Source organism: Vreelandella piezotolerans (assembly GCF_012427705.1).
GTDB lineage: Bacteria > Pseudomonadota > Gammaproteobacteria > Pseudomonadales > Halomonadaceae > Vreelandella > Vreelandella piezotolerans.
Genome location: NZ_CP048602.1, coordinates 2739875 through 2765941 on the forward strand (window position 1 = coordinate 2739875; position 26067 = coordinate 2765941).

Genomic DNA, 26067 nt, shown 5'->3' on the forward strand with positions numbered 1-26067 from the left:
AGATTGCAAACGGAATAGAGAGCCACGGCTAGCGGGCTAGGCTGTTCCAATCCACCGGCTCGAACTGGCCATTTCGGATAATGGTAGGCCAGACGGCATCGCTGGCTTGATGGTCGTTCGGGCCCAATGTGAGCGGTTCGCCAACGCCGATATCGATACTGCCCAGGCTCAAAAGGCCATTGACCACCGCTTCTCGATCAGGGTTATTACCCGCCGCCTTGAGGCCTTCGGCAAACAGCTTGGCGGCTAGGTAGCCTTCAAGGGAAATAAAGTCGGGGGTGGCGTCGGGGGCGTACTCAGCCAACGCCTGACGATACTCTTCGACGGCCGGCAGATCGGCATCCAACGGCGGTACCACTTGCGTCACGATGACCCCCTCCGCCTGCGGGCCAAGCGCCTCTAGCAGCGCCTGGCTACCGACGAATGAGACATTTAGAAACAGCGCATCGGGCAGGTCTTGTCGCGCTTCACGAATGAAGTCAGCGGCCGGGCCAAAGGTGCCGACGATGATCACTGCCTTGGGTGTGACCGGTGCCTGAAGAATACTGGCAAGCCCTTGATGAACGTTACGCGTTCCGCGGGTGAAACGACCATGAACCAGTTGGGAGGTATTCAAGACGCCTTGGGCATTGAGCGCGCGAATTGCGCCGTTATAGCCCGCGTCGCCAAAACTGTCGTTTTGGGTAAAAAATGCGATCTCTTCGGGCTCTATACCAGCCGCAAGAAGGCCATCGATCATTGCTGCCGTTTCTTGAACGTAGCTGGCACGGTAGTTGATGACATAACGATCGGGCGGTGAGCGGCGCAGAATTCCCGCCCCGGTGAATGCCCCAAATAGCAGCGTCTTTTGCTGATTATAGATCGGGATAGTGACCGCTGCCGTAGGCGTTCCTACATTGCCAATCGCGGCAAGCAGGCGATCGTTACCCACTAGCTCGCGGGTGTACTTGGCTGCCTGCAGCGGCGAGTATTGATCATCGAACGTCGTGAGGCTGATCGTTTGACCGTTGATACCGCCTTCACTATTGAGCTTGGCAAAGTAGGTGTCGATGCCCTGCTGCATACCAATGCCCAGAGGAGCAGCACCGCCGCTTGCGGGCGCCACCATGCCGACTTCGAGTGCGGCATGAGCCAGCGGAGCAGCCACAAGCCCCGCCGCCATTAGCCATGTTGTGATTCGACGCATTGGTTCTCTCCCACATCGCGATGCTTTTTTCTAATATCGGCGGAAGAGTATACGACTTAAGCTTGGCGAGCTTTTAAACAGAGTGTAAAAAAACGTGTCTTGATTTAAGCAGGCCGCTCGATGGCGAAGCGGTCAGTGATGCGCACGTAGTCACTCCCCGCCAAGCGGCCGATCGGTTGCAGCGCGGCCATATCCACGTGACGACCGTCCCACAGCGTATCGTCGATATGAATCGACACGATTTGCGCCAACACTAGGCTACCCGCTAGCGGCCGATCGCCAAAACGCTTCACTTCCAACAGTGTACAGCCAAATGCCACCGGGGCCGCTGCGATGCGTGGCACGCTCACCCCCGGCATGGTGGACTTTTCCAGCCCCGCCAGCGTGAACTCGTCTTCGTGTCTTGGCAGGCTGGCGCTCGTGGTATTGAGCGCATCGACCAACCCTTCGGTGCCGACATGTACCACGCACTCTTGGACTTCTGCCAAATTTCGCAGCGTGTCTTTGGGTTGGGCGCTACCATCCAACAGCGGCGAAAATGCTAAAATGGGCGGGTCGATGCTGGCCACGTTGAAAAACGAGAATGGCGCTAGGTTGGCGTTCCGCTGCTTGTCCTGAGTAGCCACCCAGGCAATCGGTCGTGGGCAAACGCAGCCCGATAGCAGCCGGTAGAGACTACCTGCACTGAGCGACGACTCGGTCAATAGAGTATTCATGGACTCTCCTGATGGCGTGGCAAGAACGGTGCCCTTAATAGGCCGCTGGCGCCTACCCTCTGTCAAGTATGTTAGCCTACAGACTCATACAACGATCCGGGAACGGAATGCTCACTATTACCAATAGCGTTAGCTTGGCCGACTGGGAAATCGACATTAGCCAAATTCGCGCACAGGGGGCAGGCGGTCAGAATGTCAATAAAGTCGCGTCTGCGGTGCATTTACGTTTCGACATTCAGCGTTCGACGCTGCCGCCGGTCTACAAAGAGCGACTAATGGCCCTGTCGGACCAGCGTATCAGTAAAGAGGGGGTAGTGATCATCAAAGCTCAGAGCTACCGCACGCTCGAGCTGAATAAAGAGGACGCCTTGAACCGCCTCGAGGCGCTGATCAAGAGCGTGGCCAAACAGCCCAAAACGCGCCGTCCTACGAAACCTACGAAAGCCTCTCAGCGCCGCCGAGTGGACCACAAAACCCGGAAAGGCAAGCTCAAGTCGCTACGTGGTAAAGTGCCAGCCAGTGAGCGCTGATCGCTTTCCCCTTTCTACTACTTGACACAGTGAACTCGATGCCATCGACACCTCGCCCGCTATCGCCCTGTATTCACGTATGCCAGATCGAGCCGAACACCCAAACGTGCCAGGGATGCGGGCGCACGTTGGATGAAATTGCCTGCTGGGGAAGCATGACCGAGGCCGAGAAGGCCCCGGTGTGGGAACGAATCGAACAGGAGGGCTACGTCTCTTCGTGATGGCGATCACTCAGGATATGATGCAACTCGCCACAGGCGACCATCGGGTCGTCGCAGTTGATCACGATACTCGACTCCGCCAGCACGTAGCTGCGTCCCGTAATGGTGTTTTCCACCACTTGATAAGCCCCTTCTTGATGCGTGCCGGTAAACGTGCCAATGAAGCCGGTTTCCCTAAGCGATACGGTTTCCAGCTTATCGCCGAGGCTCAACCGCCCCTCGTAATTCATTAGCGCTAGCCTTGCCGACGTGCCGGTGCCCGTGGTACTCCGGCAAATGACGCCGGGGTGCACGTAGGTGGTCGACCGCGAGCGGATATAACCTTCGGCGATCGGCTCTTCGGGCCCCATGAAGTGCAGAAAAGGCAGCGGACCCACGTCGCCTAGGGTGTAGTGGGAGAAACCGCGTTGCGCCTTGATGGCCTCCACGATTTTGTACGCACAAGCCGCCAGCGCCTGCTCTTCATCACGCACCAGCTTGAAGCCCAACGCCTCGGCATCGACCAAGGCGTAAAAACCGCCACTATAGGCGACGGAGTAGGTGACTTCCCCAATCCCTGGCACTTGAATGGTGTCGCGATAGGTATCGATATAGCTCGGCAGGCCTTCGCAGGTCACGGACTCCACCACGCCGTTGTGCACTCGGGCCTCGATTTGAACCAGCCCTGCCGGGGCCTCTAACTTGAAGCGTTGAATTCCCTCCTGCTTGGGCACGATGCCGGTTTCCAGAACGGCCGTGGCCGTGCACAGCGTGTTCGAGCCGGAATAGATCGGGTAGCCCATCACTTCCATGATGATGTATCCGGCCACGGCTTCCGGGTCGGTGGCAGGCACCAAGAGATCCACCGACATTTCGGGAATGCCGTAGGGCTCTTCTAACAACAAACGGCGCAACCCGTCGGCGTCGTCGCGCAGGTACTCCATCTGTTGACGCACCGTCGCACCGGGCAATGCATCGATGCCGCCCGTGACGATGCGGCTGACATCTCCCCCGGCATGGGTGTCCAACAATCGAATCGTATGCAGGTTTTTCACTCACCCGGCTCCTAGGCAGAGGTTATGGCAAATGGGGCACCGTGGGTGTCCCACTGGGCATCGGGAACGATGACGATTTTCCCCAGGTAGTTGCTGCCTCGGTTCACGAAGTAGCGCTCGGCCTGATGCAAGTCAGAGAGTTTGAACGCGCCATGCAGCACCGGTTTTAACTCACCGCTGCGTATCCACGCTATCAACTGCTCTGCTTCTTCCCGAGTACCGTGGGACACGCCGACTATCTGCACCTGATAGAGATAGATGCGGGTCCACATGATCTCGCTGAGGTTACCGCCGCTGGCACCGGCAATGGAGAGCCGGGGGTAGGTGGTGCGACGCTGCATATCGCCGATCATGGTATCGATGAACAGATCGGTCATCTCGCCACCAACGAGATCCATGACGGCATCGATGGCCTGACCATCGGTGGCGGCCAGCACACGCTCGACGAAAGTGGGCAGGTCGCCTCGATCGATGACGGCTTCTGCGCCCAACGCACGTAGCGCGTCGGCTTTATCGAGCTGGCTAACGGCGTAGGGAATCGCGCCGACGATACGGCATAGCTGGATCAACGCCGTGCCCACCCCGCCGCTGGCGCCGCTGACGAGGATACGCTCGCCCGCCTGAACGTTGGCCGCCGTCATCATGTGGTAGGCCGTTTGATACGAGCACATGCCCATGGCCGCAAGCTCGGCATCGTGTAGCTCAGGGTTGGGGACATGGTGAAACTGGTCGGCAGGCACTGCCACGTACTCGGCGTAGCCGCCGTCTGCGCCGTGTCCGTAGTAGTCCGGCGTCAGGTTAATGTCACGACGCTCGTCGGCATACAAATTGAAATCCAGCAGCCCGCGCTCCCCGATACGCCGGGGATCGACCCCCTCGCCGACAGAAACGACCCGACCTGCCACGTCAGCGCCTTGAATACGCGGAAACGTCAGGGTCGGCGACCCACCCATGGCAAACGAGGTCACGTCCTCTTTGCCTTTGGTGGGGTATAAGCCTTCGCGCGCTTTGCGGTCGGTGTTGTTTTTCGCCGTCGCCGTGACTTGCACCAGCACCTGCCCAGGGCCGGGCGTTGGCGTGGGAACGTCCTGACGGTATTGCAGAGCGTCGACATCACCGTGACCGGTCAAGAGCATCGCCGACATCGTGGCCGGAATCGTTGCGCTGTTATCCGTGTGGGCCATGGGTGGTTCCTTGTTGAGTGCATATGTCGCGACGATAACAAACGCCGGGCGAGGTTCAAGGGGGCGAACGAAGGACAGCATGCCCTCGATCACGATGGATGAGTAGAGCACATAGTGCCCTTAAGCCACACTCCCCCAGTCAGCCGCCTGGCGGGTCGTCAACTTTTCGCCAATAGTGAGAGTAAGCAAAACCCGTCAAGCTACGGGTCGACCGTGCTTCTGCCCCTGCCAAGGATCGGTATGCTTCACTTCACCTCGACGTACCATCGCCGTCTCACCTGGACCTACTTTGGCCTGTTCATTGCCATTGGGATGACCGGCGGACTGCTTGGCCCAGCACTGCCCCATTTGGCCGAGGCCAGCGGTGCCTCCATGAGCCAAATCGCCGTGCTGTTCACTGCACGTGCCGTTGGCAACATGAGCGGCGCCATGGTCACCGGGCTGCTCATGGATCGCTTCAACGGCCACCGCGTGTTGGTGATGATGGGCGTGCTGGCGGTAGCCGGACTGGCGCTGGCCCCGCTTAGCCCGCTTCTGCTGCTGTTGACGCTGCTGTTCATGCTGCTGGGATTTGCGGAGGTATCGCTCAACGCGGGCGGGAACACGCTGCTTTTGTGGCTGCACCGAGACGCAGCGGGCCCCAATGTAAGCGCGCTGCACTTCTGTTTCAGTTTCGGCAACATGCTCACGCCGCTGATCATGATTGCTGCGCTATCCCTCACCGGACAGTTTCACCTCACGTTTTGGATCGTCGCGGCCAGCGTGGCTGCCATGCTGTGGCCGCTGTCACGCTTCGTCAGCCCGTCCATGCCCACCGTTGACCCTAATCCCGCGTCCTTGGCTACGCTCAAACACCGCGACCCGCTCTTGCTGGGACTATTCATGCTACTGTTTTCTCTTTATGTGGGCATCGAAATTACGTTCGCCGGCTGGGTCACCGCATACGGTACGCTCTCTGGATTAACCACCGAGCAGGCGGCGTTGCTGGCAACGCTGTTCTGGCTGGCGCTCTCGGCGGGACGCCTGCTCGCCATCCCGCTACTACGCGTTTGCTCACCTTGGCAGGTGCTCGCTGGCTGCCTAGCGCTGGGGCTGAGCGCAGCGGCAGGTCTGCACCTCAACGCGCTGCCGCCAAGCGCTGGCGCGCTGCTGTTTGGCCTCTCCGCCTCGGCGTTTTTCCCTACGCTGTTTGCACTGTGCAACCAGTCGATCGTCATGCGCGGGCGCACCACCGGCGCCATCTTTACCGCCGCGGGCAGCGGGGCGCTGGTCATTCCGTCACTGACCGGCCCGCTGCTGGATTTGGCGGGTGCGGGGGCGTTTCCTATATTGTTGGCCACGCTTTGGCTACTGATTGCGCTGGGGCTCTTACTGTTGGCCAGTCGTCTGCGGCAATTGGCGGTTCGACAAGGGGGTTAAAACCAGCGTTTCCGTTTGAACAGCCAAATGAGCACCCCACCAATCCCTAGCATGGCCCCCCAAACGAAAAAGTAGCCGTACTGATAGCTCAGTTCTGGCATGTACTCGAAGTTCATGCCGTAAATACCGGCGATAAAGGTTAGCGGGACGAAAATAGCGGTAATCACCGTCAACACCCGCATGGTGATGTTCAACTGGTGTGATGAAATGGAGATATAGCCGTCGACGAGATCGCCACAAATGTCGTAGTACATTTGCGTTAGGGTGTAGAGTCGCTCGAAACGTTCTTCGACATCGGTTATGGCATGCAGCGTTTCGCTTTCGCCTCGCGGCAAGTGCGCGTAGTCGTACGCCGTCAGCTCTTGGGTGATGCCTTTGTGATAGCTGAAGATCCGGCGCATTTTGACCAGACGCGAGCGATACGTGGTGATTTTACGCATCAACACGTCGTTACCATTGTCTAGCAGCTCGTCCTCGAGATCACTGAGCTCCGTTTCGAATTCCAGCAAGCTATCGATATAAAAGCCCGCCGAGGTGTACATCACTCTCAGTGCCACCTGCTCGGGTGACTGGGCCAATAGCGTTTTGCCGTGCTCATTGAGTAAGCGTTCGATACTCATCGCCTCGCCGGGGTGCAAGGTCACCAAAAAGCGTTCGCCGACGAAGAAACAGATCTGCTGAGGTACGAAGTTTAGCTGGGCATCGAACGAGGAAATGCCGCGATAGATGATCAGCGTGTGATTGTCGAACTCTTCGATTTTCGGCGGATGGCGCTCTTTGTGGGCGTCTTGTATGGCCATCGGGTGACACTCGAAGCGCTCCAGTATCTCACGCTCCTGCGCTTCGCTCTCTCCTTTCATGTCGACCCACAAGTGTGCTGTGGGCATGCGCATCCACTCGTCCATCAGGCGAATGTCGCCCTCGCGCACGTCGCCCTCTGGGGTGGTCAATAGACAACGAATCATACTCGTCCTTGGGTTCGTTAATGGGGGGCAGACGTATCCGCCGGACGTGCCAGCGCGATACGCGCTTTGCCTGCGCGTTTGGCGTTGTACATGGCCTCATCGGCGCGCTTCAATAACTCCTGAGGTGTCTCCGCCGCGTCGTGGACGAACAGCGCCACACCAATGCTGGTACTTACTTGCAGGGTCACGCCACCTGCGCTGAGCGGCTCCTCGATCACCTCGATCAGCTTATGGGCCAGCGGCTCCGGTGCGTCGCTGGTCACCCCCTCAAGCAGCACGACGAACTCATCTCCCGCCCATCGGGCAACGAAATCCGTCTCGCGGACGGTTCGCTGGAGACGGCTCGCGATGTCGCGCAGCAGCTCGTCCCCCATGGCATGGCCGTGCTGATCGTTAATGCGTTTGAACCCATCGAGGTCTAGAAACAGCACGGCCAGCGGTGCGAGCGTACGGCGTACCCGTGCCATTGCCTCCGGCAAACGCTCATCTAGGGCGCGGCGGTTGGGCAAACGGGTGAGCACGTCTTCTCGGGCCTGCTGGTCGCGTAGGCGCTCTAGCTGCTGGCGTTCGGTAATGTCGTGAATGAACAAGCTGCGGCGTGGGCGGCCATTCACCTCGAAACGCTTCAGTCGCACCTCGACCGGCAAGCGAACGCCATCGCGCCGTAGGGCTTCTCCGGTCACTGGCATGGCGACATCGTCACTGGTGATTCCGTCGGGAAACATGAGCGATGTAATCGGTCGAGTGAGGGCTTCTTTGCGACGCCAGCCGAACATGGTCTCGGCTGCATGGTTCCAATCCAGCACGCGCCCCTGCTCATCGACGCTCAAATAGGCATCATATGCCGACTCGATCACCAGATTGAGTTCGCGGGTTCGCTGCTCGATACGCTGCTCGAGGCTTTGATGCAGCGCCGTGAGCGCCTGCTGAGTGGCGGCACGAATCTTCTGCTCGTTGATGAGCCGTTCGCGCAGGTGGATTTCGCCAATCACGATATCGGCCAAATCTTGCATCGCAGCCTTTTCTTGGTCACTTAAGCTGCGTGGCTGGCTGTCCATGGCGCATAGCGATCCGAGGACCAGCCCTTGTGAACTACGCAGCGGTATCCCGGCATAAAAACGGATGCCGCCAGGTGTCATCACGTAGGGATTGGTCACGAAGCGTGCGTCTTGCTGAGCGTCTTCGACCACTAGCGGCTCATCTTCGAGTACCGTGTAAGCACAAAACGCGACGTCCCTAGGTGTTTCCGATACCGCCATGCCCACTTGAGACTTGAACCACTGACGATCGGTGTCGATCAGACTGATGGTAGATTTAGGAACGCCGAGCAGCACGGTGACCAATCGCGTGATCCGATCGAAAACGGGCTCGTTTGGCGTATCCAGGAGGGCCAGTTCGTTAAGCGCAGCCAAACGGGCAGTTTCGTTGGGGGGTAACAGGTGGCTCATGGCGATCACACCTAAATGGTCATCAAACCCTTAACAGCATAACGCGAAACGAAATGTCCTGCTTAACGCCTTGATTAACGGACTTCGACACGTTGACGGCTCACCAGAGCCAACGCCACGCTGACCGTTGTTGAGAGTAGCAGCGCCCCTACGAACGGGCCTAACGTCGGTACGCTGCCGGGGAACGTGGCGGCCATTACCCCTGCGCTGACGCTGCCCTGACCGATCCAGCCAGGCAGCACGGCCCCTACAAGCCCCGCAAACCCGCCGCTTATTGCTGCCATCGGTGTCATACGCTGCCACAAACCCAGCAGCACCGGCACCACTATCGCTGCACACAGCAGATCGGCAATCAAAAATAGCCGCAGCACGGAGAGCCCTTGCAAGGCAATCACGATCACAGGCAGCATGATCGCCACGGTGAGCCAGCGCGCCTTGTTGAGGGCCTCGGCCCGGTGACCATTGGCCCACAGCGACGCAATGCCGTTTTGTAAGGTGTCGACGCTCGAGGTGACCAGCGTGACGGCCAGTACCAATGAAGGCAGCGTGATCCATACCGGGGCATCACTAAGCAGCGCAAAAAACGGCATGGGCGGCTCGCCGAGACTGACCCCGCTCATCGCTGCCATGATACCTACGCCACCAATCACCATGACGACCAGTACGGTCAAGCCGCCACCCAACCAGGCACCGCGCCCCAGGCTCGCGTCGTCTTGGGCCGCCCATACCCGCTGCCAATAGCCTTGGTGAAACAAGTTAGCCGCCGTCACGGCGATCACCAGCGTCAACGCCACGCTGAGCGAGCTGCCGATGGGGAGCGACGGGAGTTGTGCGTCATTCGGCATACTGGGCAGTCGCCAGAGCGTCACGCTGGCGACGGCGAGCAGCAGCGCCAAAAGCAGCCACGCTTGCCAGCGGTCGGTGGCCAAGCTTGCCCGCAGCCCGCCCATGACGGTGTACACCAGCGTGGTGAGCGCCACCCCGATGATCACCACAGCGGGAGGCACGTCGGAGAGTAGCGCGGTAATCGCCCCGATGGCGGTGAGTTCAGCAGCCAGGAAGCAGCCCATGTAAGCCACGGAAACGATCGCCACGAAATGGCGTACCCCCTTGCCATAGCAGGCGTCGGCAAACTCGGCAATGCTGCGTCCCTCGGGCAGTGCTTGGCGTATCTTAGGCCCGTAGAGACCCAAAACGATGAACGGCAGCGCCGAGCCAAGGGCATAGCCCAGTAGCGCCACGGGCCCTACGAATGCGCCGATTTCAGGGGGTGCAAAGAGTATCCAAGCCCCCATACCGGACGCCAAAAAGGAGAGCCCCAGGGTGGCCGACGTTTGCGAATTACGAGCGGTGACATAGTCATCCAACGAGCCGCCACTGAAGCGTGCCCGAAGACCCAGAAAAGCAAAGCAGCATAACGCTGCGCCTAACACGAAAGACGTTAGGTAAGGCATGTCGCGCTTCCTCCGCCGGTACGAACCGGATCAGGTTCCAGGGTCTGCGTTGCGCGCATTCTCAGCCCCATTGGGGCTCCCCTGGCGACAGTGAGTGGAGGCAGTATCCTCAAGCAAAGTGGTGCGTTAGTAAAGCCTTGCCCATGGGGCCGGGCTGCTTATTCCACTTTCTTGGGGACACGCCCCATCAGGTAAAACTCGGCGTTGGGCGGTGTTCCAGCTAGTGTCACCAAGCGGTTGGACATGCCAAAAAACGCGGCAATGGCACCGATGTCCCAGCAATCATCCAGTGTGAACCCCACTGCCTCTAAACGCGCCTGCCATTCGTCTGAAAACTCGCCCAGATCGATGGCACTGTGCAGTGCAAAGTCGAGCATCAACCGATGACGCTCGCTCAATCCCGCCACACGATGGTTGATGGCGATATTATCGGCCAGTAACGGATCTTTACTGTAGATACGCACCAGCGCGCCATGGGCGACGACACAGTACAAGCAGCGATTGCGGGCACTGGTCGCAACGACAATCATCTCTTTCTCTGCTTTGGTCAGCGTCTCCGATGGTCGCTCCATCAACGCATCGTGATACGCAAAAAAAGCGCGAAACTCGTCGGGTCGGTGAGCCAACATCAAAAATACGTTGGGCACGAAGCCCGCTTTCTCCTGCACGGCCAACATGGCTTCCCGAATATCATTGGGAACATTATCCAGAGTGTCAGGAAGTTTGAACCGACTGATCGATGCAGCCATAGAGGCTCCTTTTTTATTTTGAAGTAGAGTCCCACTACCAACTCACTTTTATCCGTAACAAATTGCTAACTAAAGACTCTTTTCATATGGCTTTACGCTCGCCATACTTTTAGTGATCTAATGTCATAAAAGCCGTACGCTATTCGGCTAGCCAAGCGGCGTACTTACAGGGAAACCACCATGTCATACTCCGAAGCAAAAGAGCACACGCCAGGGCGTTTGCATGAACTGTTCGCAGACCCGTACCGTGCGTTCGAGAACGATACGGATGAGCGTCAGTTGCATATCCGTGTCATGCTTCACACCCTGCTGGCCCGGCCTATGCAGCGCGGCCTGGTCACGCTTCGTGTGATTCACGGCTGGGAGAACGGTGGTTTCGAACCTGCCGACCTACAGCATGCCGATTTTACGCTGCACAACCTGCAAGATTTCGAGGCGGCGGCCACCTCCTTTCACGCAGCGGCGGAACGAAATGCCCCCCTACCCGCAGATCAAACCGCTATTCTCGCGGCTCCCCTGGCCGATGCCATTGCCGATGCCGAAGCAGAAGGCAACGCGCTCACCGACGATATTCGTGCCACACCGGCTCGCTGGCCCGCGTTCGAGGGTGGGCTTGCCCTCTACACTCTGTTCAAAATGTACCATCGCCTCGTATATGGCGAGGACGATACCTACCGTTGCTCACAATGTGAGACCCCCCACGGCCTTCGTGAAATTCATGAATTTCACCTCGAAGAGGGAGAATTCGCGCTGCTGGCGCCCGTTCGCGATGAGCAGGAGGCGCCATACCTGCTCGTACTACACGAGAGCCAGCTTGGTCCCATAGGGCAACTACTCTCGGAGAGCTTACCGCTGTTTCAGGACGTGTGAAGGTCGCCTCCTCTACCGAGGAGGCGCAGCGTGTTGCCGCTCGCTATAGCGAGATCGTGCTATTGATACCGCTAGAGACGTTTTCGGGCTCGAACCAGCGGGCAGTGACCGTTTTAGTCTGCGTCCAGAACGCAATCGCCTGTTTACCGTTAGGCCCTAGGTCGCCCAGCTTCGACGCCCGAGAACCGGTAAAGCTAAAGTAGGCGACCGGCACCGGAATGGGCACGTTGATGCCGATTTGGCCGACGTCGATGTCGGTCTCGAAGCGTCGCGCGACCCAGCCCGAGTTCGTAAAGATCGAGGTGCCGTTGCCATTCGGATTGGCGTTAATGAAAGCGATGGCGTCGTCCAGCGTTTCGACGTTGACGACACACAGCACCGGCCCAAAAATTTCCTCACGATAGATCGTCATCTCTGCCGTCACATCGGAAAACAGAGTCGGCCCGACGAAATTACCGTCTGGGTAGCCGTCGACCGTGTAGCCGCGCCCATCGACCAGCAGCGTAGCCCCCTCCTTGTCACCTGCCGTAATCAAACGCTCGACCCGCTCCTTGGCTTGCGGAGAGACCAGTGGCCCCAGATCGGCCTCGCGCTGGGTGCCGGGTCCCACGGTCATACCGCGCGCGCCGGCTTCGATGTCTTTGATCCACTCGCGCGCTTCCCCCACCAGCACGACCACCGAGTTCGCCATGCAGCGCTGACCGGCGGCACCAAAGGCAGAGCCCAGCAGGCTATCGATGGCTTGACTACGGTTGGCATCCGGCATGACAACACAGTGGTTTTTTGCACCCATCATGGCCTGCATACGTTTGCCAGCAGCGGCCGCACGGTTATAAAGCAGCGACCCCACATGGGTCGAACCGATGAACGACAGCGCCTTGATATCTTGATGGTCGGCAATTTGATTGGCGACGTCAGGCCCACCGTGCACGACGTTCAATACCCCAGCCGGAATACCCGCTTCATGTGCCAGTTCCACGAGCCGCATGGTAGAACTCGGGTCTTGCTCGGAAGGCTTCAAGACGAAGGTGTTTCCGGTGGCAATCGCCAACGGGAACATGAAACAGGGCAGCATGATCGGAAAATTGAAGGCGGTAATGCCCGCCCCCACACCCAGCGGCTGATGCATGGTATAGACGTCCACCTCGTTGGCCGCATTCTCCGCCAGCTCGCCAAGCTGTAGGGAGGTAATCGAACAGGCGTGCTCTACCACTTCTAGCCCGCGCCCCACTTCACCCTCGGCATCCGGCAGGGTTTTACCGTGCTCTTCGGTGATCAAGGCGGCAAGTTCCGCTGTATTCTCGCGAATCAACGCCTGCAGTTTGAGCATGATGCGCATGCGCTTGCCGAGCGGCACTTTGCGCCACTCTTTGAACGCTGTTTTGGCGCTGGCGATGGCGCGCTCGACTTCTTCGGACGTACAGAACGGTACTCGCGCCACCACTTCCTGGGTGGCAGGATTCACCACATCGCGCCACTCTTGGCTTTGCGACATGACCGGCTGGCCATCGATGTACATCGGAATTTCACGAACGGACATGATGCGTTTCCTCAGCTTGTGTTTGTTATGGGATCGAATAGGGAACCGTTAGGGTATATCAGCAAGTTGACGTAAACGTCAATTAGCCACTGGACAAAGACAATATGCCCTCCGCCCGACGATTTGGCTTTCCCTCTCGGTAAGGGCATCGCTATGCTGAGACAATGACGTATCATTACTCACCCTCGTGAGATGCGCTGTGGTGATCACAAGGAGGTATCCATGCAGACGTTTAGCTGCCGCTGTGGCAATCCGCTGTTTTTCGAAAATACCCACTGCTTGGCCTGTGAGTCGGAGGTTGGCTGGTGCCCCGCGTGTTGTAACATCGTGGCGCTGGAACCGTTGGATAGCGGCGGCTACCGCTGTACCCATGAAGACTGCGGCACGGCACTAATGAAGTGCCACAACTATTCCGTCGAAAACGTCTGCAACCGGATGGTGGTGATGACCGACGGGCACGCCGATACGCTATGCGACTGCTGCCGCTACAACGAGGTGATTCCCGACCTAGAGGTCGAGGGCAACCGGGAACGCTGGGCAGCGCTGGAGAGCGCCAAACGGCGGCTTTTCTATACGCTGGATTTGCTCAAGCTTCCCCACGGCGTCGAGGGCGAGGACATCCGCGTCCCACTGAGTTTTTCGTTCATGGCCGATGCGCTGCCCGACCAAGGGCTGTGGCGCTCCACGGCAAACCAAGAAAAAGTTTACACCGGCCACGCCAATGGCCATATCACCATCAACGTCAAAGAGGCCGATGACGTCGAGCGTGAGCGGCTGCGTGTCGACATGAATGAATCCCACCGTACGTTGATCGGCCATTTTCGTCACGAAATCGGCCACTACTACTGGGACCTACTGGTCAAAGACCAAGATGAAGCCGCCAGCATTCGCGTGTTCGGCAACCACAACCATCCCACCTATGGCGACGCCCTAGAGCAGTACTATCAGCAAGGCGCGCCGGCAGACTGGCCCACACGGTTCATCTCCGCCTACGCCGCCATGCATCCGTGGGAGGATTTCGCAGAGACGTTTGCCTTTTATCTGGACATGGTGGCTGTGCTGGATACGGCACTGCACATGGGCCTCTCTCGGGCCGAGTACGATGGCTCATTGGAGAGCATGCTACAAGCGTTTCATCAGGTAGGCTTGACGGTGAATGAACTCAATCGTGACATGGGCCTACTGGATCTGGCCCCGGGGGTTCTTGCCCCCGCGGTGCATGAAAAGCTGGCGTATCTACACGATCTCATTCAACGCGAGAACGCCAGCCCTAAAACGGCCTAATCAGTCGTTGTCATGGTCGCCCACGTGGCTCTGGGTTTGGCGCTGAGTGACTCGAGGAACGCCATCGCCGTTTACGAAATACGTAGCGCTGAGCGTATCGTGAATGGCGGCAAAACCAATTTGTAGCTCGTCCACGAAAGCGTGTAGTTTGCTCGGTGAGTGGGCCAATGCCTGAATGTCCGCATCGACCACATCGGCGCGTACCAGTGACACCGTGGCTGCCACACGATCTTGACGAGGCAGTAACTGCAGCTCGTGCCCCAATGTTTCCAGGCTACAGGCAATGGAGCGCGGCAGGTGCGGATCTTGAAGCAGAAAACGCAATACGTCCGGCCCACGCACGCGCAGCCTGACCTGCTGACGATACATCTGATACGCCGTCAGGGATTTCAGCACGCTCATCCACTGTAGATTTTCGAACGGCAGCAATTCTTCAGGATTTTGCGGCAGCAAGCTCGCCGAACGCACGTCGACGATCCGTGTGGTCATGTCCGCCCGTTCCAACTGACGGCCCAGCTTGATGAACGTACGCGCCGGGCCGTGGCTCAAGGTGCCTTCGATGAGCCCTGTTAGCGTTTGGCAGCCTCGAATGACGTTTTTCAAAAATGCATCCCGACGCCGAGGGCTCACGCCGTTCTCCGCGTGATCCGCCACGCTGAGATAGAGCTGGTTGACCTCTTCCCAAATCTCTCGGGGCACCACGTCCCGCGTGGTGCGCAGGTTTTCTCTGGCGCTGGCGAGCGCCGAGAGAATCGAGCTGCCGTTTTCGGCATCGGCGCACAAAAAGTGCATCACACTTCGCTCATCGAAACTGGTATGCCGAGCGTTGAAGGCATCCAGCGTCCCGGTCATTTCGATCAGCGGCGCCCAGCCCAGCGGTAAATGGCGTGGCAAATCCAGCATCAGGTGCGTATTGACGCTCAATAACCGTGCGGTGTCTTCGGCACGCTCGATGTAGCGAGCCATCCAATAGAGGTTTTCAGCAACGCGTGACAGCATGGCGCTAGGCTCCTTTCTGCTCAGCGGCACCCGCCGCGTTCTCGTCGGTTTCGACGATCCAGGTGTCTTTACTCCCGCCCCCTTGGGACGAATTGACCACCAGCGACCCTTCGACCAGTGCCACGCGGGTCAACCCACCAGTGGTTACATGGGTTTCCGGTCCCGAGAGGATGAACGGGCGAAGGTCGACATGGCGGGGCTGAGGCAAACCGTTGGCCAGCGTTGGCGTAGTGGAAAGTGCCAGTGTCGGTTGGGCCATATAGTTACGCGGATTTTCATTGATCAAGCGCGCAAACTCGTCCCGCGTTTCTTTGGTGGAGCGCGGTCCGATCAGCATGCCGTAACCACCGGATTCATTGGCGGGTTTTACCACCAGCTCGTCCAAATGATCGAGCACGTACTGGCGGTCCTCGTCGAACATACAGAGATAACTCGGCACGTTCGGCAGCAGTGGCTCTTGATCCAGGTAGTAACGAATCAACTCAGGGACGAAGGCGTAAACGACTTTGTCGTCGGCGACGCCCGCCCCGGGCGCGTTGGCCAGCGCGACGTTGCCCGCCCGCCAAGCGCGCATCAATCCCGGCACGCCCAGCATGGAGTGCGGATTGAACGCCTCGGGGTCGAGAAACTCATCGTCTACGCGGCGGTAGATCACATCGACACGGCGCAAGCCCTCTACCGTGCGCATGTAGACCACATCGTCGTCATCGACCAGCATATCGCTGCCCTGCACCAGCTCGACCCCCATTTGCTGCGCTAGGTAGGCGTGTTCGAAATAGGCAGAGTTATAGATGCCAGGCGTCAGCACCACTACCTGCGGGTCGTCGCCCGGACGGGGCGACATGGCCGCCAGCATGTCGTACAGCTGCGCGACATAGTCGTCCACTGGCAAGATCTTGCCCGAGGCGAAAAGCTCCGGTAACACGCGCTTGGTGACGTTGCGGTTTTCCAGCATGTACGAAACGCCCGACGGGATACGCAAGTTGTCTTCCAACACGTAAAGCATGCCATCGCCGCCGCGCACCAAGTCAGATCCGCAAATATGGGCCCACACGCCGTGGGGCGGATTGATGCCCACACACTGAGGTCGAAAATTGGCCGACTGAGCCAATACTTCGGCGGGCAACACTTTATCTTTGACGACTTTTTGCTCGTGATAGAGATCATCGATGAACAAGTTCAGCGCTTGTACGCGCTGCTTTAAACCCGCCTCGGTTTTTCGCCACTCATTGGCCGGAATGATGCGGGGAACGATATCGAAAGGCCAGGCGCGATCGATCATCGCCCCTTCTGAATAAACGGTAAACGTGATGCCCATCGTTCGAATGGCAATTTCTGCCGCAGTTTTACGTTCAGCTAGCTCTTCCGCACTAAATCGCGCCAACATGTGACATAACTCGTCCGCAGAAGCACGAGGCTTGCCTGGCGCCGCCAACAGCTCGTCGTAAAAGTCACGGCACGCATAGTTATTCCAATCTACTTGGCTCATGGGCGCTCTCCTGGCGCTAGGGTGGAAGCGGCAACTTCCTTAATTCAGTAGTGTAGGCCTGCCGCGTGCAATGTACGTAGCAACTGGACCATATAAACACGCAAAACTCGCGCCATATTCCCCGCTATTTCAACGCTCAATTGGCGCTTAGCGTTTACTCTTCTCTTTGTATGGCTTGGTTGGCACAACTTTTATACATGAAAGAAATTAACATTCATTTTTTAGCACTTAATCGTTATTAGAGCACCAAAATAGTGCATACCAGTTATCGATTATGGTGCGATGACAATTTTCCACACTCTTTAAACGCCATTACTCATATTGCAGCTGCAAAATAGTTCAACTCCAACGATACTTCTGGGTACTTATTTTCTTCACCGACGCGCTATGCGGAATACGCACGGTGACTTTTAGCTTTCTTTGAGGGTGGCTCATGACCATTCGCGTTGCCTTGCATCACCGCACGACCTATCGCTTCGACCGCCCCGTCAAGCTCTCGCCCCATGTGATTCGCCTGCGTCCGGCCCCCCACTGCCGTACCCATATCGACGCCTATTCACTGAATATTTCAGGCGACGACCATTTCTTGAATTGGCAGCAGGATCCGTTCGGTAACTTCAATGCCCGCGTGGTGTTCCCCGAGCCACGTAAAGAGCTCACCATTGCCGTCGAACTCGTGGCCCCCATGACGGTGATCAACCCGTTCGATTTCTTTTTGGATGACGTCGCCCAAAAGATTCCGTTCACCTATCCCGACGAACTCAGCAAAGAGCTTGGCCCCTACCTAGAGGTAACCGAAGCGGGACCGCGACTCCTGGACTGGTTGAAAGACGTCTCTCTCGAACCGACCACCAGCGTCGATTTCCTCGTCGCCCTCAATCAGCGCCTGCAAAAGGACATCAGTTATTTGGTGCGTATGGAGCCTGGGGTACAAAGCTGTGAAGAGACGCTGACTCTGGCGAGCGGCTCCTGCCGCGACAGCGCTTGGCTATTGGTACAAATACTGCGTCATCTAGGCTTGGCGGCACGCTTCGTGTCGGGTTATTTGATTCAACTGACACCGGATGTGAAAGCGCTGGATGGTCCTAGCGGCACCGACGTGGACTTTACCGACCTCCACGCCTGGACCGAAGTCTTCCTGCCCGGCGCTGGCTGGGTAGGACTGGACCCCACCTCTGGCCTGTTTGCAGGCGAAGGTCATATTCCACTCGCCGCTACGCCTACGACCGGCAGCGCCGCCGCCATCACTGGCTTTTCCGATAAGTGCGAGGTGGAGTTCGACGTCGAGATGCGCGTCGAGCGCATTCATGAAGACCCGCGCGTCACCAAACCCTATAGCGAGCAGCAGTGGCAACGCATTCTGACGCTGGGCGACGAGGTTGACCAAGCGCTCAACCAGCAAGACGTTCGACTGACCATGGGCGGCGAACCGACGTTCGTTTCCATCGACGACATGGAGAGCCCTCAGTGGAACACCGAAGCCTTGGGGGAGCACAAACGTGAACGCGCCGAAGCGCTATTGTCGCGCCTGCAGGCCGCCTACGCCCCTGGCAGCGTGATTCAGCAGCAGCAGGGCAAGTGGTATCCTGGCGAGCCGCTGCCCCGCTGGGCGCTGGCCTGCTACTGGCGTAAAGATGGGGTGCCGCTATGGCGCGACCCAAGCTGGCTGGCCTGCATGGAAGGTGCCCCCGACGTGGTGGCCGACGACACCATGGCTCAGCGCTTTACTCAAGCGCTGAGCGAACGTCTGGGTGTGGCTCAGCGCTGCTGGATTCCTGCCTATGAGGATGCTTACTACTATTTGTGGAAAGAGCAAACGCTGCCGGTCAACGTAGACCCACGCAAAGCCGATTTGAAAGATGACGCCGAGCGCCGACGCCTTGCCCGCCTGCTGGAGCAGGATCTGAGCTCGGTCGTTGGCTATGCGCTGCCACTGCGCCACTCGATTGCCCAGTCACACCGTTGGGAGAGCGGACGCTGGCCGCTGAAACGCGACCACCTTTTCCTGGTACCCGGGGACTCGCCCATGGGGTTACGCCTTCCGCTCTCTGCCCTGCCCTGGGCCGACCCGGAAGACCAGCCCCAACCGCAGTCGCTGTTTGCTCCTCGCCCGGCGCTGGGCGACATTCACGGAGAGGTGGCGCGTCGTAACGCCGAACAGCACCGCTTCACCAGTGCTGAGCGCCTGGGCCAAAGCACCCATCCAAGCCATAGCCACCCGGAAGGCGAATCGGTACAGCAGCAACCTAGCGCCGAGGAGGATCGGGAGCACAAGATCATCCACACGAGTCTGTGCGTCGAACCCCGTGAAGGCAGGCTGCATATTTTTTTGCCGCCGCTGACTCAACTCGAGCACTACCTCGACCTGCTCAGCAGTATCGAAGCGTGCGCCCGCGAACTTGCCTGCCCGGTCATGATCGAAGGCTACGCGCCGCCGCGCGATCCGCGGCTGGAAAGTTTCCAGATCACTCCCGACCCAGGCGTCATCGAAGTCAACATCATGCCTGCCGCCAGTTGGCAAACTCTGGTGGCACAAACCGAGCGTCTCTACGATGAAGCACGCCAAGCGCGGTTAGGCACCGAAAAGTTCATGCTGGACGGTCGCCATACCGGTACCGGCGGCGGCAACCACGTCACTTTGGGCGGGATCACGCCGGACGATTCGCCGTTCTTGCGTCGCCCCGACCTGTTGGCCAGTCTGGTCACCTACTGGCAGCATCATCCCAGCCTGTCGTATCTTTTCTCGGGGCTGTTCATTGGCCCTACCAGCCAAGCACCGCGCGTCGATGAAGCGCGCCACGAAGCGCTCTACGAGCTGGAAATCGCTCTGCAGCAAATGCCCGAAGGCGAAGTAGTGCAACCCTGGCTGGTCGACCGCCTGCTGCGTCACTTGCTGACCGACTTGACCGGCAATACACACCGTGCCGAGTTCTGTATCGATAAACTCTACTCGCCGGACAGCGACAGCGGACGCCTGGGCCTATTGGAGCTGCGCGGCTTCGAAATGCCTCCCCACGCGCGAATGGGCTTAATGCAGATGCTGCTGATTCGCGCGCTGGTCGCCCGCTGTTGGAAAACGCCCTACCGTGGCAAGCCGGTGCGCTGGGGAAGCGCGCTACAAGACCGCTGGATGCTGCCCCACTACTTGTGGGAAGACCTGAACGACGTGCTCAGCGACCTGCGTCATCACGGATTCGACTTCGAGCTAGACTGGTTTGCGCCGTTCTTGGAGTTCCGATTCCCGGTGCACGGCCGTTTGCATACGCCGATGCTCTCGATCGAGCTTCGCCAAGCCATCGAGCCCTGGCACGTCCTCGGCGAAGAAGCGACTGCAGGCGGCACCGCGCGCTACGTCGACTCCTCGGTAGAGCGCTTGGAAGTCAAAGTCAGCGGCATGAGCGGTGATCGTTACGTCGTCACCTGTAACGGCCGCCCCGTGCCACTTACCGCCACCGGGCGTAATGGCGAAGCCGTGGCCGGCGTTCGTTATCGCGCCTGGCAGCCACCCTCGGCGCTGCACCCGCAAATCCCCATTCACGCACCACTAGTGTTCGATGTCATCGACACCTGGAACCAACGTTCAGTAGCCGGCTGCACTTACTATGTGGTACACCCCACAGGACGTAGCTTCGAGACCTTCCCTGTCAATGCGTTCGAAGCCGAAGCCCGCCGTTTGGGACGCTTCAGCGACAGTGGCCACCGCCATGGCTTTCAGGCCCCCGTACCGGAAAGGGCGAGCCAGGAGCTGCCTTGCACGCTCGATTTGCGCTGGAGCCCACGCTGATGGATGAAGAGTGCTTCCTTATCTGCGCTAGCTACAGGATAATCCGCCCCCTACTCGCTTAGGACAATCAGGATCATGACCGCCCCTGTCTCTCCCTCACTGCTCGGGCTCGGCGCTGCCGGGCTGGTTGAGGACTACACGAATCAGCTAGGCAAGGGACAGCCCGGCACGTTTGATGCGATGCTCGACCGACAGGGGCAGTTGCGCCCCGGCTGGCAGAGCCTGCTCTGTGCCTTGGAAGCACTCGGCGCGGATGGCCGTTATCAGCAGCATGAAGAGATTCAGCGCCTGCTGGCAGAGAACGGCGTGATCTTTAACATGCACGAAGACACTCAGGGCCGCTCTTGGCGGCTCGATCCGCTTCCCTGGGTGATCGATCAGGTGCAGTGGCAAGCACTAGAGGTCGGCTTGACCCAGCGCACGCGCCTGTTCAATGCGCTCTACGACGATATTTATGGCCCGCGCACACTGTTCGATGCAGGGCTTCTTCCTACGCAGGCCATTCTCGCTTCGCCCCACTTTTTACTGCCTTGCCATGGCTCGCAACCCAGCGACCGTCCATCGATCAGCTTTCACGGTATCGATGTCATTCAAGATATCGATGGGCGTTGGCGGGTGATGGGCGATCGCCTACAGGCGCCGTCTGGCACTGGCTTCGCGCTGGAGAACCGCATACTCATGGCCCGCGCGCTGCCGGAAATGTATCGAAACGCCCCACTCAAGCGGCTGGCGGGCTTTTTGGACAAATATCACCGTACGTTGACCGCGCTGGCCTACCAGCACCGTGACAATCCCACGATCGTGCTGCTCACCCCCGGCCCAGGCAGCCCACGCTACTTCGAGCACGCCTATTTGGCGAACTATCTCAATATCGATCTCGCCGAAGGCCAGGACATGGTGGTACGCGATAGCCAGTTATGGCTACGTACCTTAGGAGGCCTGCAACCCGTGGATGTGGTGCTGCGCCACTGCGACGACGCTTACTGCGATCCGCTCGAACTACGCGGCGACTCTCAACTCGGCGTGCCTGGATTGCTACAAGCCACTCGCGCCAGCGGCGTGGCCATGTCGAATGCACTCGGCGTTGGCGTGTTGGAAATGGCCGAGCTGGCCGACTATCTCCCTGCCTTATGCCAGCATCTACTCGGTGAGGAATTGCTGCTGCCTAGTGCCGATGCCAGTACCCAACCAGCATCGGCCCCAGTGTTCGATGCCAACATGCAGCGGTTATCCCCCGCAACGCTGAACTTACGCTGCTTCGTTACACGAATGCCTGGCAGCATCGCGACCCAACGTCCGCAGCCTAGTGACTATCATGTCATGCCCGGCGGCCTGGCGTGGGTTGGCTCCCCGGGCTCACCATCGTTAAGCAGCCCGATCGTCAAAGATGTCTGGGTCACCGCGAATACGCCCCAACCCCATGTCAGCCAGCTACGCCAAGCGCGTGGCCCGGTGGTCGCCACCCGCGATGGCACCGACTTGCCCAGTCGGGTGGCCGAAAGTCTATTTTGGCTGGGACGCTACGGCGAACGGTTGGATGCCCGCGCCCGCTTGCTGCGCGAAGCGCTGCTGCGTTTAATGGAGTACGACCAGGACGAGATCGCGGATCAACTGCTAGATGAGCTGCTGCTAGCCCTCGATATCACCACGCTCGACCATGAAGGGAAGAGCACCAAGCCGCCCCTAGTGGGCTTTGCGCAAAAGCGCACGGCGCTGCTGACCCAGTTCGATGAGCGCGACGCTCAAGCCCTGCAGCCACTGTTCGCCCAAATGCTGCGTAACGCTCGCAGCGTGCGCGAACATCTGGGAGATGACTCCTGGCGAGTGGTACACCAACTGCGACAGCGGGTAGACACGTTCAACCCGAGCCTGGGTGCCAGCGCGGCGCGGCGTGCCTGCGAAGGGCTGTCGGCGCAAATTGCCGCCTTTTTTGGCTTGTGCAACGAAACCATGCCCCACCATTACGGCTGGCGTTTCATGGACATTGGCCGCTTCCTGGATCGCGTGTTAGGCCTGCTGTCGCTGCTCAAACTCACTCTCAACGCTCCCCACTCACCGGGGCTGGCGCTATGGGAGGTGGTGCTCGCCACCACCGATAACTTTACGGCCTACCGGCGACGCTACCGAAGCGAGCTGCACCCCGAAGCGATTCTTGACCTGCTGCTCTTCGACGAAACCAACCCGCGCTCGGTGGGCTACATGCTCAAACGTCTGGAACGGCAGATGGATCGGCTGCCCGGCAGCTCGTCGCCCTACCGAAATGCCGAGCGACGTTTGCTCATTCAAGCCAACGCCGCTCTGCATCTCGCCGACATCGACCGAATTAGCCACTTGGCCGATACTCCAGATGCGCAGGCCGCGCTGGAGCAACTGTTGGACGAGCTGATTGCGCCGCTCAATGCGCTCTCTGATGCCATTAGCCACAGCCACTTCAGCCACGTGGAACGGCCGCGCCAACTTGTCAGCATGGAGCCCGACGAATGAACTACACCTTGCGGCACACCACACGCTACCACTACAGCGCACCGGTGACGCTCTGTCATAGCGAGGCCCGGGTACTGCCACGTAAAACCCAGCACCAGCAGTGTGGTGCCTCGGAACTGACGATCAGCCCAATGCCTCAGGTGCAGGCCGAGCGCCGCGATGTGTTTGGCAATCGAGTGCTCTACTTCGCACTGGAAGACGTGCACCAAACGCTGGATGTGACCGTCGTGACGCCGCTCAACACTCAACCGCTCGGGCCATTGCCGAGCAGCTCTCCGGCGTGGGAGCGTGTAGCCGAGCAGTTGCGCAACGACAGCCGCTTCGATATGCAGCTCTACCGGCTCGACTCGCCGTTCATTCGTCGTAACGATGAGCTGGCGGCCTTTGCGCGCAGCTGTTTCACTCCCGGCCGACCGCTGGTCGATGCCGCGCTAGCGCTCAATCAGTCGATTTACGACACCTTCGAGTACGACCCCAGCTTTACCACGTTGGCCACACCATTGAGTGAGGTGCTGGCTAACCGACGGGGGGTCTGCCAAGATTTTGCCCACCTCGCCATTGGCGCACTGCGCTCGGTGGGCTTGGCGGCACGCTATGTAAGCGGCTACTTGGAGACTCAGCCGCCACCTGGCCAACCACGACTCATTGGCGCCGATGCCTCCCACGCGTGGCTAGCCGCGTGGATTCCGGACTGGGGGTGGCTAGCGCTGGATCCAACCAACGGTACGGTAGCCGGTGAACAGCACCCAGTGCTGGCTTGGGGGCGAGATTATGCGGACGTGGCACCACTCAAAGGCGTGATGAATGGCGGCGGCGACCACCAGCTCGAGGTGGAGGTAGACGTAATGCCCCTCACGGACAACAGCGCGGCCTAAACCGCGCGTGCGAGACGATCACCGTTGAATCAATCCGTTAGTCAACCATGGCAACCACGCCAGCAGGACCAGCGTGACCAGGGTGGCCAGTAAAAAGGGCAGCAACGCTCGGAAGATTTTTAGCGGCGGTGCGCCGGTCATGGAAGAGGCAATGAACAGCCCAGCTCCCACCGGGGGCGTCAGCAAGCCCATTACCAAGGTTAAGCAGACCACCACGCCAAACTGATAAGGGCTAATCGCAAACTGGCTCTGGGCGATAGGCATCAAAATGGGCACTACCAAAATCAGCGCGGCAATCCCATCGATCACCATTCCCACTAGCAGCAGCGCCCCAATCACCAACAGCAAAAAAAGAAACGGACTACTGGTCAACGCAGCAATCCATTCAGCGGCCATTTGCGGCAGTTGCTCGTAGATCACTACCCAGCCAAACACACCCGCTGCGGCAATCAGCATGATGACAAGACCGGCATTGATCGCCGTGCGTGTGAGTACCATGGGAAGCTGCGTCAAACGCAGATCACCATACACGAAGCGCCCCATCAGCAGCGCCGCCAGCGAGGCCAGTGCCGCCGATTCCGTGGGCGTGGCGATACCCAACAAAATGCCGCCGATGATAATCACGGGAATCAGCAGTGCGGGCAACCCCCATAACGCATCATGCAGCGCTTGTTGACGGCTCGGCCACTGCCCTTTCGGGTACTGCTGCACCAGCCCCACCAAAGCGATGACCACAAAAAAACTTGCGCCCAACAAAAGCCCTGGTAACAGCCCTGCAATAAACATCTCTGCAATGGGCACCTGAGCCATGACCCCAAATAGCACGAACAGCATGGAGGGCGGGATGATCGGCGATAGCAGGCCCCCTGCGGCGGTGATCGCCGCGCTGTAGGGGGTATCGTAACCTTCCTGCTCCATTGCAGGCACCATGGCGCGAGACATGATGGCGATTTGTGACGCCGCCGAACCAATGATCGCCGCCATCATCATGTTGGCCACCAAGTTGATATAGGCCAAGCCGCCGCGAAAGCCTCCCACCAAAATGCGCGCCAGAGCAATCAATCGCTTGGTCAACCCGCCCTCGTTCATCAACTCCCCGGCCAGCATGAACAACGGAATCGCCAACAGCCCATAGCTTTCGATGGCGCTAAACAGCTGCTGCGGGTAGGAGTCGAATAGCACCGTATTGCCGGAGGCTTGGATATACCACATCGCCGTGAGCGCCAGTACCAACGCAATGGGCACGGCGCCCAGAAGCAGCAGCAGAAACACCACGACCGTCATACACGTCCCCTCATGGCCGTTAGCGATTGCACTAGATTCGACACGCCGTGCAGGCTCAGCGAGATTGCAAACCAAGGCACGATCAGCCATGCCCAAAATTTTTTAATGCCCAGGGTGGAGGTATTTTCCGCATAGATGAAATTGAACGTCTGGCCCTGGAACGCCCGTATATCGAAGCCGGTTTGAGCCAGCGTCAGCGGCTGATACCACCGCCAGCAGAGCCACACCAGCATCAGGGCAAACAGCAGCACCATCGTATCTACCGCGACGATGACCCACTTTCTTCCTGCAGACGGCAGCAGGTCGCTCACGAGTGTCACCGCGATGCCGTGGCGACGTTTCAGCACCGCCCCAGCAATCAAGAAGGTCATCCAGATCATGGCGTAGATCGCCAGTTCACTGACCCAGTAAAGTGGGCTGCCCAGCGCGCGAAAGGCGATATTCGTGAGGATCAAACACGTCACCGCCGCTGCCAAGGCAGCGGCGGTGATCTCTTCACAACGGGCAAGCCCGTTGGACAGGCGTTGCAGCATGATGATTATTAGCCTTTAT

General features: G+C 58.9%; 21 protein-coding genes and 1 riboswitch. Of the genes, 8 read left to right on the forward strand and 13 right to left on the reverse strand.

The window, feature by feature from the left end; translation table 11 throughout:
- Positions 1-28: 28 nt before the first annotated feature.
- Positions 29-1186 (reverse strand): ABC transporter substrate-binding protein, encoded by a 1158-nt coding sequence (locus GYM47_RS12585; protein ID WP_153842683.1) that lies wholly within the window; start codon positions 1184-1186, stop codon positions 29-31.
- 104 nt (positions 1187-1290) lie between these two features.
- Positions 1291-1902 carry a flavin reductase family protein gene (locus GYM47_RS12590; RefSeq protein WP_153842682.1) on the reverse strand — a complete coding sequence of 204 codons (612 nt, stop codon included), beginning with the start codon at positions 1900-1902 and terminating at the stop codon, positions 1291-1293.
- 107 nt (positions 1903-2009) lie between these two features.
- On the opposite strand from GYM47_RS12590, the gene arfB reads away from it, so the two are divergent.
- Positions 2010-2432, forward strand: a complete 423-nt coding sequence (gene arfB, locus GYM47_RS12595; protein WP_044628407.1) for an alternative ribosome rescue aminoacyl-tRNA hydrolase ArfB — start codon at positions 2010-2012, stop codon at positions 2430-2432.
- A gap of 38 nt (positions 2433-2470) precedes the next feature.
- A complete protein-coding gene (locus GYM47_RS12600; RefSeq protein ID WP_044628406.1) occupies positions 2471-2653 on the forward strand; it encodes a DUF1289 domain-containing protein in 183 nt (60 codons plus the stop codon).
- Here GYM47_RS12600 and GYM47_RS12605 read toward each other — a convergent pair.
- Both GYM47_RS12605 and GYM47_RS12610 read right to left on the reverse strand, forming a co-directional pair.
- Positions 2638-3687, reverse strand: a complete 1050-nt coding sequence (locus tag GYM47_RS12605; RefSeq protein ID WP_044628405.1) for a proline racemase family protein — start codon at positions 3685-3687, stop codon at positions 2638-2640. The genes GYM47_RS12600 and GYM47_RS12605 overlap by 16 nt on opposite strands.
- 11 nt (positions 3688-3698) lie before the next feature.
- Positions 3699-4871 carry an alcohol dehydrogenase catalytic domain-containing protein gene (locus GYM47_RS12610; protein WP_153842681.1) on the reverse strand — a complete coding sequence of 391 codons (1173 nt, stop codon included), beginning with the start codon at positions 4869-4871 and terminating at the stop codon, positions 3699-3701.
- A 240-nt stretch (positions 4872-5111) separates the two neighbouring features.
- Between GYM47_RS12610 and GYM47_RS12615 the strand changes: the two genes are divergently transcribed.
- Positions 5112-6290, forward strand: a complete 1179-nt coding sequence (locus GYM47_RS12615) for an MFS transporter (RefSeq protein ID WP_139526660.1) — start codon at positions 5112-5114, stop codon at positions 6288-6290.
- Here the strand turns inward: GYM47_RS12615 and GYM47_RS12620 are convergent.
- From GYM47_RS12620 to GYM47_RS12635, 4 genes are all read right to left on the reverse strand, one after another.
- Complete coding sequence (locus GYM47_RS12620; protein WP_044628402.1) at positions 6287-7255, reverse strand: magnesium transporter CorA family protein; 969 nt, start codon at positions 7253-7255, stop codon at positions 6287-6289. The two genes, GYM47_RS12615 and GYM47_RS12620, sit on opposite strands and share 4 nt — an antisense overlap.
- 17 nt (positions 7256-7272) lie before the next feature.
- Entirely contained in the window at positions 7273-8703 is a 1431-nt protein-coding gene (locus tag GYM47_RS12625; protein ID WP_153842680.1) for a diguanylate cyclase domain-containing protein, read from the reverse strand.
- Positions 8704-8777: 74 nt separating this feature from the next.
- The gene (locus tag GYM47_RS12630; protein WP_153842679.1) at positions 8778-10157 is read right to left on the reverse strand and encodes a sodium:solute symporter family transporter; all 1380 of its coding nucleotides are present in this window, start codon (positions 10155-10157) and stop codon (positions 8778-8780) included.
- Positions 10147-10250: riboswitch (TPP riboswitch) on the reverse strand. (Overlaps the previous gene by 11 nt.)
- Positions 10251-10315: 65 nt before the next feature.
- Positions 10316-10906, reverse strand: a complete 591-nt coding sequence (locus tag GYM47_RS12635; protein ID WP_044629233.1) for a peroxidase-related enzyme — start codon at positions 10904-10906, stop codon at positions 10316-10318.
- A 180-nt stretch (positions 10907-11086) separates the two neighbouring features.
- On the opposite strand from GYM47_RS12635, the gene GYM47_RS12640 reads away from it, so the two are divergent.
- Entirely contained in the window at positions 11087-11776 is a 690-nt protein-coding gene (locus GYM47_RS12640) for a hypothetical protein (RefSeq protein WP_044629234.1), read from the forward strand.
- Between the two features lie 43 nt (positions 11777-11819).
- Here GYM47_RS12640 and GYM47_RS12645 read toward each other — a convergent pair whose 3' ends face one another.
- The gene (locus tag GYM47_RS12645; RefSeq protein ID WP_153842678.1) at positions 11820-13316 is read right to left on the reverse strand and encodes a CoA-acylating methylmalonate-semialdehyde dehydrogenase; all 1497 of its coding nucleotides are present in this window, start codon (positions 13314-13316) and stop codon (positions 11820-11822) included.
- 222 nt (positions 13317-13538) lie between these two features.
- On the opposite strand from GYM47_RS12645, the gene GYM47_RS12650 reads away from it, so the two are divergent.
- Positions 13539-14600 carry a zinc-binding metallopeptidase family protein gene (locus tag GYM47_RS12650; protein WP_153842677.1) on the forward strand — a complete coding sequence of 354 codons (1062 nt, stop codon included), beginning with the start codon at positions 13539-13541 and terminating at the stop codon, positions 14598-14600.
- On the opposite strand, the gene GYM47_RS12655 is transcribed toward GYM47_RS12650, so the two are convergent.
- Positions 14601-15599 (reverse strand): alpha-E domain-containing protein, encoded by a 999-nt coding sequence (locus GYM47_RS12655; RefSeq protein ID WP_139526649.1) that lies wholly within the window; start codon positions 15597-15599, stop codon positions 14601-14603. It abuts the gene before it with no gap.
- Between the two features lie 4 nt (positions 15600-15603).
- A complete protein-coding gene (locus GYM47_RS12660; RefSeq protein ID WP_139526647.1) occupies positions 15604-17088 on the reverse strand; it encodes a circularly permuted type 2 ATP-grasp protein in 1485 nt (494 codons plus the stop codon).
- 433 nt (positions 17089-17521) lie between these two features.
- Here GYM47_RS12660 and GYM47_RS12665 point away from each other — a divergent pair, with 433 nt between their 5' ends.
- The 3 genes from GYM47_RS12665 (at position 17522) to GYM47_RS12675 (ending at position 24231) form a co-directional block, all read left to right on the forward strand.
- Positions 17522-20872, forward strand: a complete 3351-nt coding sequence (locus tag GYM47_RS12665; RefSeq protein WP_139526645.1) for a transglutaminase family protein — start codon at positions 17522-17524, stop codon at positions 20870-20872.
- A 75-nt stretch (positions 20873-20947) separates the two neighbouring features.
- Positions 20948-23356 (forward strand): circularly permuted type 2 ATP-grasp protein, encoded by a 2409-nt coding sequence (locus GYM47_RS12670; RefSeq protein ID WP_139526643.1) that lies wholly within the window; start codon positions 20948-20950, stop codon positions 23354-23356.
- On the forward strand, positions 23353-24231 hold the full coding sequence (locus GYM47_RS12675) for a transglutaminase family protein (RefSeq protein ID WP_044629241.1): 879 nt from the start codon (positions 23353-23355) through the stop codon (positions 24229-24231). The genes GYM47_RS12670 and GYM47_RS12675 overlap by 4 nt, the downstream gene beginning before the upstream one ends.
- Before the next feature lie 18 nt (positions 24232-24249).
- Here GYM47_RS12675 and GYM47_RS12680 read toward each other — a convergent pair whose 3' ends face one another.
- The gene (locus GYM47_RS12680) at positions 24250-25515 is read right to left on the reverse strand and encodes a TRAP transporter large permease (RefSeq protein WP_137093494.1); all 1266 of its coding nucleotides are present in this window, start codon (positions 25513-25515) and stop codon (positions 24250-24252) included.
- Positions 25512-26048, reverse strand: coding sequence for a TRAP transporter small permease (locus GYM47_RS12685; protein ID WP_137093496.1), 537 nt, complete (start codon positions 26046-26048; stop codon positions 25512-25514). The genes GYM47_RS12680 and GYM47_RS12685 overlap by 4 nt, the downstream gene beginning before the upstream one ends.
- Between the last annotated feature and the right edge of the window lie 19 nt (positions 26049-26067).

Excerpts from the sequence above, each read along its gene's own strand:
- GYM47_RS12585 (WP_153842683.1), bottom strand. The coding sequence starts at position 1,186 with ATGCGTCGAATCACAACATGGCTAATGGCGGCGGGGCTTGTGGCTGCT.
- GYM47_RS12590 (WP_153842682.1), bottom strand. The coding sequence starts at position 1,902 with ATGAATACTCTATTGACCGAGTCGTCGCTCAGTGCAGGTAGTCTCTAC.
- arfB (WP_044628407.1), top strand. The coding sequence starts at position 2,010 with ATGCTCACTATTACCAATAGCGTTAGCTTGGCCGACTGGGAAATCGAC.
- GYM47_RS12600 (WP_044628406.1), top strand. The coding sequence starts at position 2,471 with ATGCCATCGACACCTCGCCCGCTATCGCCCTGTATTCACGTATGCCAG.
- GYM47_RS12610 (WP_153842681.1), bottom strand. The coding sequence starts at position 4,871 with ATGGCCCACACGGATAACAGCGCAACGATTCCGGCCACGATGTCGGCG.
- GYM47_RS12615 (WP_139526660.1), top strand. The coding sequence starts at position 5,112 with ATGCTTCACTTCACCTCGACGTACCATCGCCGTCTCACCTGGACCTAC.
- GYM47_RS12620 (WP_044628402.1), bottom strand. The coding sequence starts at position 7,255 with ATGATTCGTTGTCTATTGACCACCCCAGAGGGCGACGTGCGCGAGGGC.
- GYM47_RS12625 (WP_153842680.1), bottom strand. The coding sequence starts at position 8,703 with ATGAGCCACCTGTTACCCCCCAACGAAACTGCCCGTTTGGCTGCGCTT.
- GYM47_RS12630 (WP_153842679.1), bottom strand. The coding sequence starts at position 10,157 with ATGCCTTACCTAACGTCTTTCGTGTTAGGCGCAGCGTTATGCTGCTTT.
- GYM47_RS12635 (WP_044629233.1), bottom strand. The coding sequence starts at position 10,906 with ATGGCTGCATCGATCAGTCGGTTCAAACTTCCTGACACTCTGGATAAT.
- GYM47_RS12640 (WP_044629234.1), top strand. The coding sequence starts at position 11,087 with ATGTCATACTCCGAAGCAAAAGAGCACACGCCAGGGCGTTTGCATGAA.
- GYM47_RS12645 (WP_153842678.1), bottom strand. The coding sequence starts at position 13,316 with ATGTCCGTTCGTGAAATTCCGATGTACATCGATGGCCAGCCGGTCATG.
- GYM47_RS12650 (WP_153842677.1), top strand. The coding sequence starts at position 13,539 with ATGCAGACGTTTAGCTGCCGCTGTGGCAATCCGCTGTTTTTCGAAAAT.
- GYM47_RS12655 (WP_139526649.1), bottom strand. The coding sequence starts at position 15,599 with ATGCTGTCACGCGTTGCTGAAAACCTCTATTGGATGGCTCGCTACATC.
- GYM47_RS12660 (WP_139526647.1), bottom strand. The coding sequence starts at position 17,088 with ATGAGCCAAGTAGATTGGAATAACTATGCGTGCCGTGACTTTTACGAC.
- GYM47_RS12665 (WP_139526645.1), top strand. The coding sequence starts at position 17,522 with ATGACCATTCGCGTTGCCTTGCATCACCGCACGACCTATCGCTTCGAC.
- GYM47_RS12670 (WP_139526643.1), top strand. The coding sequence starts at position 20,948 with ATGACCGCCCCTGTCTCTCCCTCACTGCTCGGGCTCGGCGCTGCCGGG.
- GYM47_RS12675 (WP_044629241.1), top strand. The coding sequence starts at position 23,353 with ATGAACTACACCTTGCGGCACACCACACGCTACCACTACAGCGCACCG.
- GYM47_RS12680 (WP_137093494.1), bottom strand. The coding sequence starts at position 25,515 with ATGACGGTCGTGGTGTTTCTGCTGCTGCTTCTGGGCGCCGTGCCCATT.
- GYM47_RS12685 (WP_137093496.1), bottom strand. The coding sequence starts at position 26,048 with ATGCTGCAACGCCTGTCCAACGGGCTTGCCCGTTGTGAAGAGATCACC.